We start from the raw sequence: 11695 nt of genomic DNA on the forward strand, positions 1-11695 counted from the left end.
CCGCATAAATGAGGTTATTCAACAGTCTGAGGTTTTCCATCTAATCGCTTAAACGCAGGCGCTTCACTAGAATTAGAGGGAGGTTTTCCTATTAGTTCTGCTAGAATCGCAGGCGTGGAGCGGAGTTCTGTGATGCAGCTTGGTACGCATGACGCTACGTAAAAGCAAGCTGTCAGAAAACCTGCTTGGGAGAACGCGGGGTTAGCAGAACGATGAATGAGCGCCATGGGGAAAGCGTGGTATAAGGAGCGAGCGTGCATGCAAGCATGCATGCGAGAGCCTATTCCGGCTGCTGCAAGGGAGGGACAACCCTATCCACGTAAAAAAAGGAAGCCCTCCGAAACGCAAGCTTGTAGCTTGGCGTCTTCGCAGGGCTGTTATTCCATAAAAAACGGCGGCCAGACGGCCGCTGTCGTGCGAATCCGGCTTTAAGCCGGATTCAGGGAAACTTCCTCGTCGTCGCCGCGGTTGAAGGCTTCGCGGTCGAACTCGCCCTCGGACTTGGCGACCAGAAGCGAAGTAACGGTCGTGCCCGTAGCGTTGACGGCTGTACGGCCCATGTCGATCAGCGCTTCGACGCCTGCGACGATTGCGATGCTTTCGAGTGGCAAACCGAGCGCGCTCAACACAACGGTCGTCGAGATGACGGCCGGTCCAGGAACGCCTGCAACGCCAATGGAAGAGATGATGCTGACAAGAACCAATATAATATAGTCCGTAAACGTCAGCGTGATATCAAAGATCTGCGCCGTGAAAACAGCAACGATGGCCGGCCAGATGCCGCCGCAGCCGTTAAAGTTGACGGATGCGCCAAGCGGAGCAACAAAACTCGCGATTCGCGGCGAGACGTGAAGGCGCTTCGTGATGACTTCCAGATTGACAGGAAGCGTCGCGTAGCTGCTGCGCGTCGAGAAGGCGACCGCAACCGTCGGGTAAATTTTACGGAAGAACTTGAGCGGGTTCACCTTGGCTACCAGAAGAACAAGACCGCCGAATACGAGCACGAAATGCAGGATCAACGCCACATAGGAAGTCAGGATAACGCTGCCCAGCTCCTGAAGCGTATCCCAGCCATAGCGGGCCGTAATGCCGGCAATAAGCGCGAACACGCCATACGGCGTCAGGCGAATGACGAACTTTACGACCTGATGAAGCACTTGCGTAAGCGATTCGATCAGATCGCGCACCGGTTTGACGGACGCTTCGTTCCGGGAGCCGACCTTGATGATCGCGACGGCGATAAAGATGGCGAAAATCAGGACGGGGACGACTTTGCCATCGGCAGCTTCGCTAATCGGATTGGATGGAACGAGCTGAAGAATGACCTCCGAGAACGTCGGAATCTCGCGAGCAGCGAAGTCCGATGGAACCTCCAGCTGCAATCCTTTGCCGGGGCTGAAAATAAGCGCGACGATAAGGCCGAGAATGGAGGCGATGCCGGTCGTTCCCAGGAACCAGGCAAACGTTTTGAAGCCGATTTTACGAAGATAATCGAGACTTTTGAGCGATGCGATACTGTTTAATACAAGCACGAAAACAAGCGGAATAACGAGCATTTTGATCAGATTGACATAGATGCTGCCGAAGGTGGTGATGCCCTTAGTTTCTAATGAATCTAAGTTTTGGAATAGTATCCCAATAGCTAATCCGATGCCTAATCCAATCAATACCCTTGTGCCGAAGCCGACCCGTTTCTTGGCCAAATAAAATAGCAGTCCGAACACGAAGACGGATACGGCGAAGCTGTACCAGTTCGTTTCAATTGCCAGAAGCAGGTTGTTGTCAATGTTGTTCACTTTCATTAAGCCTCCTAAACCTATATTTTTTGTCGGAATAATGTATTCACTGTACAGACTACTTATTACACTTGTCAATGCATTTTTTTAGCGGATTTTTTAATTCCGACAAAAACGATGGGAAAAATAAAATAAATGATTGACACCTGAACAAAAGCGTCATAAACTAAAGCCAGATACAGGAATGAGCTGCCAAGCAAGAATGTACGAAGACAAAAGATCATAGACAATCGACTGGATAACCAGAGATTCAACGGTAGCGCGGTAGCGCTCATTGTTGGATCTTTCTTTTTTTGTCCGAAACTTATGCAAGCAGGCATCTCCTCCTAAGGGGTCGTCGGCGACTGTATCGAGATGTTAGTCCGGACTATCCACCCTAATACAGAAAATGAGAGGAAGGTAAACAATCATGACTAAAAAAACAATCTCCAAAAAATTCTCCATCACACTGACGGCTTCTGTAGCGGCCTTCACACTAATTACTTACGCGGCGGTGTCCGCTAACGATTCCCTGGCTTCGCCGCCTCCGGCCGAAGAAGCCGGCGTCGTTCAGTCCGTGACAACGAACGAGTCGGAGGCTCCTGCAGTAGAAGAGGCAGCAGTTGAAGTCACGGCGACGAACGAAGCGGAAGCAGCACCGGCTGTTGAAACAGCAGAGGTCGCTGTGACGGATGAAGCTGCGGCGATCGAGTCAAGCGCTGCTGAGCAAGTACAAACAACGGAAGCTGCGACGCCTGTCATTCCGGCAGCTGGCGCCAAAGCGGAGCAAGCAGTTGTCAAGTCGGAACAGCCTGCTGCAGCTTCCAATAATGCAACGTCCAAACCAAACACGTCCAAAGCGACGGTATCCGTTGCATCCTCGACAGAAACGAAGTCGGAAGCACCTGCCGTGAAGCCGGAGCCTCAGGCAACTACGGCTCCTAAGGCTCCAGCAGTCGTTAAGGAAGAAAAGCCTGCCGTTCAAGCGGCTGAATCCGTGAAGGAAAGCAAAGCGCCGGCAGCTCCTGCCGCAACGCCGGCACCTGAGAGCAAGCCGGCCACGACGAAAAAAATCGTGAGCACAAACAATTCCTCCAAGCCGGTATCTGTACCCAAACAAGAAACGAAGCCTGTTGAAAGCTCCTCGTCTTCATCTTCGTCATCGTCGTCGGATTCGTCCTCCGCACCTTCAAGCTCGGATTCTTCCTCGGGCGGCACGGAAGAGGAAATTTGCTAATACAGGCGGCGCACACGATGCAGGATAGATGAAGCGGAAAGGATGAGGCTCGCATGAAGAATGTAACCAAATGGTCCAAACTCTCTATTACGCTGGCGACGTCGATTGCGGCATTCACGTTGATTACGTATGCGGCTGTGTCGGCTAACCAGACACATAACATTGCGGAAGGCGCGGCACCCGATTCTAAGGTGACGGTCACCGAAACGAAGACTCTGGAAAGACCGGATGTAATCGTTGCTTCGGATTCCGGAACACCAGCCGTCGAAACGCCGGCCATCCAGGAGCAAGCCGCTCCAGTGGAAGCTGCATCAGAGAAGGTCGAGAAACCGGTTGCTGTTGCTGAGGAGTCGACGACGGAGACTTCGCAGGCCAAGCAGCCAGTATCGACGGTTGCTGAGAAATCAGTCGCACAAGATCATGCTAGTAAGCAGCAGGCTCCCGTCTCCAAGGAAACGAAATCATCCGTAACGGTTGCCTCTGCAGCGGCTCAGCCATCGGCAGCGCCGAAGGCGAACGCTCCGGAGCCGGCTGGCACGGAGCCGACCCAAGCTTCGGTCAAAGTCGATTCGCCAAAAGCGGATGTTAAACCTGCAGCCGAGAAACCGGCATCAGCTCCTGTTGCGGCGGCCGAGCAGGCTCCTGCGGCAACGGCAGCTCCGGAGAGCAAGCCGGCGAAATCCGTGAAGATCGTAAGCGGAAGCCAATCGGCCAAACCTATCGTCGTACCTAAGCCGACGGCTATCGCTAACAGCCAATCGTCCACCCCTTCTTCCAGCTCGGATTCGGCTCCTGCCGAAGAGGAATATTGCGAAGAAGAGTGCTAATGCATGAGGGATGGCCTGGCCTGGCCATCGATTATACCTGATCAAAGAGGGACGCGCGGCATGACGGCCGCGCGTCTTCTTATTTAATGAAGTAAAAGAAAGGAGCGAGTCATATGAACAAACCCGTGCTGCTGGGCGGCGCGATTCTGCTGCTCGTATTAATCGCCGGATACATCGCGAACCAGAATGGAGCAAGCAGCGCCGAAGCCGCTCCCACTGTCGTGTATGGTCAAGAACAGGGGGAAGAGACGGTCGCCGACTTTACGCTGCTGGATCTGTCCGGCAATCCAGTCTCGTTGACTGACTACGCAGGCAAAGTCGTCTACGTGAACTTCTGGGCGACCTGGTGCAAATGGTGCAAAAAAGAAATGCCGGACATGGAGAAAATTCATCAAGCCTATGCGGACGAGGACTTCGTCATTCTTGCGGTCAGCGTCGGAGAGGAGTCTGGCAAAGTGGAGAGCTTTATCGGAGAACATGGCTACACCTTCAAGGTTTTGACGGACCCGGATAAGACGGTGGCCGAAGCCTATCGAGTGAGACCGATCCCGGTATCCGTATTCCTTGGCCGGGATGGACGCATTGCCCATCAGAAGCTGGGGTACATGACGGAAGAGGAAATGAAGGCTCAGATCGACCCGCTGCTTGCCGAAGATGCGGCGTAATGTGATTGTTCAGAAGACGAACCAGGGGAAGTGGATCAGCACCACGCTGTTCACGAAGATCGGCCGTCCCGGCAAGGTAGCGACCAATTATAAGCAAGGGGGTAGCATCGGCTACTTCCGGCCTACGATGAAGGACAAGACCTTGTACCGCCGCATTATGTCTTATGCCAAACAGTATGGACGTAAAGGCTGACAGGGAACGACTGCCTTCGGCGCGAACGAGCCTTCCTGGCTACTCCCCTCCGTGGCCGTGTTGTTCGAAGGATGCCGCCATCAAAGCTCGGCCGCCGCTTTCATCAGATCATGGATTTTGCGAGCCGTATTGACGTTGCGAACAGTGACGCTAGCGTAAAATTTGGTGCCGATGATCTTGTTCATGCCGCTTCGCCCCGCATGCTGCCGATCGTACGACCATAGAACTGCGCCTGGGATATAGATAACCCGGTCTATCTCGGGGGTAAGCTTTAGCCCTTCCAGTACGGATTCGTTGTCGATCTCCTCCCACAGATAAAGCACATCGCTTTTCATCTCCTCGTCATTGGCCCAATGCTCCGGCAGCGCGGCCATGATGGCTTCGATCTGCCCGATTGTACGGACCATGACTCTAATGGACAGTCTGAAGTCCGAAGCGATGGCTTCCTCCAGCAGGGAGGATAGTTCCGGGGCGGTGCGATTGTCATCCGTAAAAATAATATTGCCGGTATTAATGTACGTAACCACGTTGCTGAGACCTGCCCGCTCGAACGTTGCTTTCAGTTCCTTCATATTAATTTTGTTGTTGCCGCCTACATTGATGCCTCGCAATAATGCGATATATACCATGGTCTGTGATACCTCCTGCGCGTGGGGAATCTGATATCTACTATTAGAAGCATTATACTAAAAAAATCTTCCGAAAGGCAGAAGAAGGGGCATTCCGGCTTGTAACCAGATGAAAAGCGTTCAGTCTGCCCGGGTACGGGCAAACCGAACGCTTTTAGAATTTCGATTGTTCGGCGTTATGGACCTGCTATAATATGCTTTTTTTGTTTTTGTAATCTGCATTACAAAATTCTACTGAAGGATATGTTATAACTTAAACTGAAACCGAAAAAAGGTTAGCGATGATCATTTCCTTCAATTTTTTAATAGAACGGCGCAAGATATATTTAAAACAGGAGATGAAGTTGCATTTTTTTAATAGGGAGATGAAGAGAGTGGGACTAAGAGGTAGAGGAAGAAAACGGAGATGGTACAAGGTTGCGAGCTTAACGCTTCTTACCGTGCTGCTGCTGTTCGCGCCGGTTGCTCAAGCAGCAGGTGTATCCATCAATGTAGACGGAAAAGTCGTAAAGGAGAACATGAATGCAATTGTAAAGCAAGGGACGATGTTAGCGCCGATTCAAGACATCGCGGAGCTGCTTGGCGCTACATATTCGTGGAACGAGAGGACGAGCACGCTTACGGTCAAAAAAGGCGATACGGTTGTGACTTTCTTAGAAAATTCGCTTAAGGCGTCTGTCGCGGTTAACGATAACCGCATTGAGGTTGCGCTCGGACAACCTATGCAGACCGTCGACGACGAGCAACTTGTGCCCATTCGGTTCTTAGCGGAGCTGTTCGGAGCCAGCGTAAATTGGAATCAGGGATTACAGCAGGTGCAGCTCCTGCTTGGTACGGTCAAGGGCGACAAAGGAGATAAGGGAGAGAAGGGCGACAAAGGCGACAAAGGCGATGCGGGAGCCGCTGGGGCGACCGGTCCGTCCGGGTCAACAGGACCTGCGGGTCCGGCGGGTCCTCAAGGGGAGCAAGGCCTGCCGGGGCTTATCGGTCCGGAAGGACCACAAGGTCCCGAAGGTCCGCAAGGCATTTCCGGTCCGGCGGGAGCAGCGGGCGCCGCTGGAGCTGTTGGCCCGGCGGGCCCTCAAGGGGAGCAGGGCCTGCCTGGTCTCGTCGGACCGCAAGGACCGCAGGGTCTAGTAGGTCCGCAGGGTAATCCCGGCCCGGCGGGAGCAGCGGGCGCAGATGGAGCTGTTGGCCCGGTGGGCCCTCAAGGGGAGCAAGGCCTGCCTGGTCTCGTCGGACCGCAAGGACCGCAGGGTCTAGTAGGTCCGCAGGGTAATCCCGGCCCGGCGGGAGCAGCGGGCGCAGATGGAGCTGTTGGCCCGGTGGGCCCTCAAGGGGAGCAAGGCCTGCCTGGTCTCGTCGGACCGCAAGGACCGCAGGGTCTAGTAGGTCCGCAGGGTAATCCCGGCCCGGCGGGAGCAGCGGGCGCAGATGGAGCTGTTGGCCCGGTGGGCCCTCAAGGGGAGCAAGGCCTGCCTGGTCTCGTCGGACCGCAAGGACCGCAGGGTCTAGTAGGTCCGCAGGGTAATCCCGGCCCGGCGGGAGCAGCGGGCGCAGATGGAGCTGTTGGCCCGGTGGGCCCTCAAGGGGAGCAAGGCCTGCCTGGTCTCGTCGGACCGCAAGGACCGCAGGGTCTAGTAGGTCCGCAGGGCGATCCCGGTCCCGTAGGCCCGGCTGGAGCGAACTATACCGCTGAGGGATTCTCGGCATCTTTAGTTCCGACAACGGTTACGAATACCCAGACGCTCAGCGGCTGGAATGTCGCATCGCCGTTTTATGCAGGTACAGGCTTCGATCCGGCTACCGGCCAATTCGTTGTGCCTGCCACAGGCAGATATGCCATTAAGGCTACGGTGAATTACAAGACGACGGCAGCGGTTACCATCTCGCTGGGAGCGGGTATTGATCCATATTTCGCGGTACAACGCGTATCGCCAATGGAATCCACGCTGGTATCCGGCGTCATTCCGATTTTGAATGTGAACGTAGCGCTGGTTCTATCGCTTAGGGCGCCGCTTGGCAGCGCGACCGTTACGCTGGATGGGGAGGTTGATTTAACCGCCGGGGATGTCCTGGAGTTGAAATATTTCGACGACGGTATGACTTTGCCGTTGGATATCGGCAAGGAAGCGCCAACCACATGGTCCATCCACCAGTTGTCTGGCAACTAGGGCGTGTCTGAAAACCCGCTCGGGGGCATCTTTCACCGCCTTTCCGCCCCCTGCTTCGTCACTTTTGCTTGACGTACCCCGGTACGCCTTCACAAAAGTTCCTTGCATGGAACGAAAATTCGGCAAAATCTGCTCCCCTCAGAGTATTCAGACACACCCTAATCGACGCAGACGCGTCCACACGCCAAAAAGGCCTTCCTCCGCTAGCAGGGGGAAGGCCTTTTTCCGTAAGATGGCTAGACGTAAATCGGCGGAAAGTCATCCGTAAGCCGAAGCTCTTGCGGAGCCGTCATGCCGCGTTCCAATGCTTCCTTGCGCAGAGTCAGATAAAGCTCAGCCTTCGTTGCGTTATAATAAGGAAGCACAAAGAGGTAACCGACGAAGAGAGCCAGCAAACCCAGCAGGAACCAGCCGATAAAGCTGAGATCGAGCACGAAGATCCGGAATTTATGTCCTCGCGTCATCTGATTGCTAAGCTGTACCGCCCGCCTGTAGCCGATGTTGGGATTATCCGCCAAAATATAGGGCACGAGGCTGTAGGCGTACGATTTGATAATGCCCGGAATAATGAGGAGCAGGTACCATAGGAAATTTAGCAGCCCCCGCCAGAACATGGACTTAATAATATCCACATATCTCCCCTTGCCGAACGCATAGCCTAAATTGTTAAGATTTGCATCCTGCTCGGCAGCTTGCTTGAAGTAGCGCCTGCTCCCGACCTCCAACGGAGACAGCAGGAAAATTCGGAATGCGAGCGCGAACAAAAGCACAACGATAAATACGATGATCATGATAATGATGAACGGTCCCCAGAAACCCCACTCGATACCGGAAGAGGTGCCGAAGTCATCGTTATAGACAAAAGAATCGATGATATCTTCTTCGACGAACAAATCGTCTTCGCTATAGCCGCTATCGACGGAGCTAAACGATTCTCTGAGATCGCCCCAGTCGCCCGAACCCAAATTCAGATTGGCCCCGAAGCCGCCGCCTCCCCCGCCTACAAACAACAGGATGATGCTGACCAGGAATGCCTTCCAATACGTTGTCCGCAATACATCCTTAGCTCTCTGCTTTAGCTCCGTGCGTGTCCACATTGCCAATCCCCCCATATATGCTCTGCCTTTCATCTTACAATACGAAACACCGGATTTAAATAGAATATTTCCAGCGCTTCCGCATTTTGAAAGATGATGGGGCTGTCGACGCTGAGCCGAGGGCGATTTGGACAAATGAACGCCTAAGGCAAGGTTACGTGGCTTTCCCGATCAACGCGGCTGTGCCGGCGATAATGCGCTCCAAGCCGAATAGATAGGCATGCTCCGGACTATAGGCGCTTTGATGCATCTCGCCTGCGGCATTGCCCACGCGGGACGAGACGGGGAAACGGCTCCAGTCGGTTATATTGTCAAGCACGGGAGATAACTCGAGCCACCATTCGTTATCGTTCAGCTCGGAGGAGGCTTCGGTCCGTTTCATGCTGAATTGAAGCCGCGCGCAGCTCTCCACGTGCATGAGCAGAAGCGAAAGCGTGGAGTCCATTTCGATATCGGAGAGGCCGATTCCGTCCAGCGCGCATAACTCAAGCTCGTATTTGAGCAAAACATGGGGACCCATCACGGGTCTTCTGCCGGAGAGGTCGACGATCCAGGGATGCTTCCGGTACAACTCCCAGTTGGTCTTGGCGATGTAGCGTATCGCTTCGCTCCACTCTCCTCCGCATGCTCCCCGGATATCGCCGCCGCTGTCATATAGATCCGCCTGAGCTTTGTCCAGCATCAGGTCCAGCAGTTCGGACTTGCTGGGCACGTAGGTATATAACGACATGGCGCCAACTCCCAAACGCTCCGCCACCTTGCGCATCGACAATTGCTCGATGCCGTTCTCATCGGCCATCTCCATGCCGGCAGATACGATCTTCTGTACGGTTAGGCCGCTTCGGCCCGGTACGGTCTGCGAGCCCCATAAGAGACTCAAGCTGCGGGCATAGTCATTTCCTTGTCCATTAGTGGGCATTGAAGGCAGATCTCCATTCCGATGATGTGATAACCCTATTATACACGCGAGCATTGACAGTTAAAAGTAATGAATGATACACTGTACCGTACAGTGTACGATAATGGTTTGCGGCAGAGATGCTAGACTCGAAGCCGCATTCCCGGACGTGCCGTAATCACGAGGCCAGACGCTGCTCTGGCTATTCGAAGGGGAGAATGCAAGCAATGGGAGCCCATGCGTATGCCATTCAAGCTCGCAATGTGAAGAAGCACTACGGGAGAACGAAGGAGGGACCGGGGCTGAACGGTCTCACGCTGAACGTGCCTGCGGGGAGTATCTTCGGACTTCTGGGTCCGAACGGAGCCGGGAAGACTACCGCGGTCAAAATTTTGACGACGCTGCTCCGCATGGACGAAGGCAGCGCCACTGTCGCGGGGTACGACGTTAGCAAGGAGGGACATCTCGTCCGTTCCAGGATCGGGCTGGCTGGACAATACGCCGCGGTCGACGAGCAATTGACGGGCTACCAGAACCTCGAGATGTTCGGACGTCTGAACCGACTGCCAAAGGGGCAGGCAAGGAGGCGCGCCGAGGAATTGTTGACGCAATTCGATCTGACGGAAGCGGCGGGCAGAGCCGTGGGCAAATATTCGGGAGGGATGCGCAGACGGCTTGATCTAGCTGCCAGTCTGATCGTGTCGCCGGACGTGCTGTTCGTCGACGAGCCGACGACCGGCCTGGACCCTCTCGCCAGACAAGAAGTGTGGGGAGCGATCCGCTCGCTTAAAGAAGCGGGGACAACCGTGCTGCTTACGACGCAATATTTGGAGGAGGCGGATCAGCTTGCGGATCTGATCTCTATTTTGAAGGACGGAAGAGTGATCAGAGAGGGAACGCCCGAGGCTCTGAAGTCTTCGTTCGGGGGTGACCGCTTGGAGGTGACGCTGCTAAGACAAGAGGAAGTCGAGAAGGCGGAACGTATTTTGCGCGGAATCGGCGGGGCTTCTGTTCTCGTAGACAACGCCGCGAACCGAATCAGCGTGCCGGTAACCGACCGTACGGGCTCGTTGCTAAAGGCGGCAAGCGCGTTCGCGGACTCGGGGCTGGAGCCGGAGGATATAGTTCTGCGCAGACCAACCTTGGACGAAGTATTTATTCATTTTACGGGACAGAACGGAGTATCGAATAAGGAGGAATCCAGATGATTACGATGGAACGTAACGTGAAGAATATTCAACCTTCGGGCGCCGCACGTATCCGATATGCTTTCACCGATGTATGGGTATTGTCGAAGCGGGAGCTGCTGCATTGGGGAGGCAATCCTTGGGGGATTATGATCGGCTGGCTGTTCCCTGTCATGATGCTGCTTATGTTCGGCTACCTGTTCGGGGGAGCGATGGCGGTTCCCGGGGGAGGCTCGTACTTCGAGTTTCTTATGCCGGGCATGTTCGCGATGACGATGTTTTTCGGTGTGGAGAGCACCGTCATGGCGGTAACGACGGATGCCTCGAAGGGCGTCACGGACCGATTTCGGTCGATGCCGATTCATGCCTCGGCCGTTTTGCTGGGTCGATGTATGGTCGATATGCTTAATTCGGTCATTGGGCTGCTTGTGTTGATCGTGACCGGTCTATTGCTCGGCTGGGGATGGCATGAAGGCGCAGACCATGCGCTTGCGGCGTTCGGCCTTTTGCTGCTGCTGAGATTTTCGCTGCTGTGGGTCGGCATCTTCGTAGGTCTTCACGCGACGAATCCGCATAACGTGTCGATGGTGCAACTGTTGGTATGGCCGGTGGGTTTCCTGTCGAATGTCTTCGTCGATACGACGACGATGCCCGCCTGGCTGGGAGCCATCGCGGAGTTTAACCCTCTGTCGGCTACATCGACGGCGGCAAGAGAGCTGTTTGGCAATCCTGGCCTGCGCGGCGAGAGCTGGATGTCGGAGCATGCCCTGCTGCTAGCCGTTGGCTGGCCCGTATTGCTCCTGGCCATATTCTTGCCGCTGGCGGTACGGAGTTATAGGAAGTTGAATCGGTAAACGCGTAACGGACATCAGCGACACAATTTGCGCTTTTTTTGATGGGATCAGAATCTAACGGACGGGAGAGACGCTATTTGGTCGGTATGAAGCAAAAAGATGCTCGGATGGCACAAATAGAGCTGTGTATGTCCGTTAGATTTTAGCAACCTTAAAAAA

At 54.5% G+C, this 11695-nt stretch carries 11 protein-coding genes; 7 read left to right on the forward strand and 4 right to left on the reverse strand.

Annotation, left to right across the window (positions count from 1 at the left end; genetic code table 11):
* Positions 1-428 precede the first annotated feature (428 nt).
* Complete coding sequence (locus B1748_RS30800; RefSeq protein WP_087571861.1) at positions 429-1787, reverse strand: dicarboxylate/amino acid:cation symporter; 1359 nt, start codon at positions 1785-1787, stop codon at positions 429-431.
* A gap of 418 nt (positions 1788-2205) precedes the next feature.
* Here B1748_RS30800 and B1748_RS30810 point away from each other — a divergent pair, with 418 nt between their 5' ends.
* From B1748_RS30810 to B1748_RS30825, 4 genes are all read left to right on the forward strand, one after another.
* Entirely contained in the window at positions 2206-3012 is an 807-nt protein-coding gene (locus tag B1748_RS30810; protein ID WP_087571800.1) for a hypothetical protein, read from the forward strand.
* A gap of 53 nt (positions 3013-3065) precedes the next feature.
* Positions 3066-3839, forward strand: a complete 774-nt coding sequence (locus B1748_RS30815; protein ID WP_087571801.1) for a hypothetical protein — start codon at positions 3066-3068, stop codon at positions 3837-3839.
* Positions 3840-3952: 113 nt separating this feature from the next.
* A complete protein-coding gene (locus B1748_RS30820; protein ID WP_087571802.1) occupies positions 3953-4504 on the forward strand; it encodes a TlpA family protein disulfide reductase in 552 nt (183 codons plus the stop codon).
* 1 nt (position 4505) lies between these two features.
* Positions 4506-4697 (forward strand): YheC/YheD family protein, encoded by a 192-nt coding sequence (locus B1748_RS30825; RefSeq protein WP_256976050.1) that lies wholly within the window; start codon positions 4506-4508, stop codon positions 4695-4697.
* A gap of 80 nt (positions 4698-4777) precedes the next feature.
* Here B1748_RS30825 and B1748_RS30830 read toward each other — a convergent pair whose 3' ends face one another.
* Positions 4778-5326, reverse strand: a complete 549-nt coding sequence (locus B1748_RS30830) for a DUF1697 domain-containing protein (RefSeq protein ID WP_087571803.1) — start codon at positions 5324-5326, stop codon at positions 4778-4780.
* Between the two features lie 374 nt (positions 5327-5700).
* On the opposite strand from B1748_RS30830, the gene B1748_RS37850 reads away from it, so the two are divergent.
* Positions 5701-7500, forward strand: coding sequence for a stalk domain-containing protein (locus tag B1748_RS37850; RefSeq protein ID WP_218781677.1), 1800 nt, complete (start codon positions 5701-5703; stop codon positions 7498-7500).
* Between the two features lie 236 nt (positions 7501-7736).
* On the opposite strand, the gene B1748_RS30840 is transcribed toward B1748_RS37850, so the two are convergent.
* A complete protein-coding gene (locus B1748_RS30840) occupies positions 7737-8597 on the reverse strand; it encodes a DUF975 family protein (protein WP_087571805.1) in 861 nt (286 codons plus the stop codon).
* Between the two features lie 154 nt (positions 8598-8751).
* Entirely contained in the window at positions 8752-9516 is a 765-nt protein-coding gene (locus tag B1748_RS30845) for a TetR/AcrR family transcriptional regulator (protein ID WP_087571806.1), read from the reverse strand.
* Between the two features lie 206 nt (positions 9517-9722).
* Between B1748_RS30845 and B1748_RS30850 the strand changes: the two genes are divergently transcribed.
* Positions 9723-10703: an ATP-binding cassette domain-containing protein gene (locus B1748_RS30850; RefSeq protein ID WP_087571807.1), complete on the forward strand. Its 981-nt coding sequence runs from the start codon at positions 9723-9725 to the stop codon at positions 10701-10703.
* Positions 10700-11536: an ABC transporter permease gene (locus tag B1748_RS30855; protein ID WP_256976051.1), complete on the forward strand. Its 837-nt coding sequence runs from the start codon at positions 10700-10702 to the stop codon at positions 11534-11536. Before B1748_RS30850 ends, B1748_RS30855 begins: the two co-directional genes overlap by 4 nt.
* Positions 11537-11695 lie beyond the last annotated feature (159 nt).

The sequence above is a fragment of the Paenibacillus sp. MY03 genome (assembly GCF_002165585.1).
GTDB lineage: Bacteria > Bacillota > Bacilli > Paenibacillales > Paenibacillaceae > Pristimantibacillus > Pristimantibacillus agaridevorans.

Bases quoted from the DNA above. Each gene is read 5' to 3' on its own strand.
- B1748_RS30810 (WP_087571800.1), top strand. From the start codon at position 2,206: ATGACTAAAAAAACAATCTCCAAAAAATTCTCCATCACACTGACGGCT.
- B1748_RS30815 (WP_087571801.1), top strand. From the start codon at position 3,066: ATGAAGAATGTAACCAAATGGTCCAAACTCTCTATTACGCTGGCGACG.
- B1748_RS30820 (WP_087571802.1), top strand. From the start codon at position 3,953: ATGAACAAACCCGTGCTGCTGGGCGGCGCGATTCTGCTGCTCGTATTA.
- B1748_RS30830 (WP_087571803.1), bottom strand. From the start codon at position 5,326: ATGGTATATATCGCATTATTGCGAGGCATCAATGTAGGCGGCAACAAC.
- B1748_RS30840 (WP_087571805.1), bottom strand. From the start codon at position 8,597: ATGTGGACACGCACGGAGCTAAAGCAGAGAGCTAAGGATGTATTGCGG.
- B1748_RS30845 (WP_087571806.1), bottom strand. From the start codon at position 9,516: ATGCCCACTAATGGACAAGGAAATGACTATGCCCGCAGCTTGAGTCTC.
- B1748_RS30850 (WP_087571807.1), top strand. From the start codon at position 9,723: ATGGGAGCCCATGCGTATGCCATTCAAGCTCGCAATGTGAAGAAGCAC.
- B1748_RS30855 (WP_256976051.1), top strand. From the start codon at position 10,700: ATGATTACGATGGAACGTAACGTGAAGAATATTCAACCTTCGGGCGCC.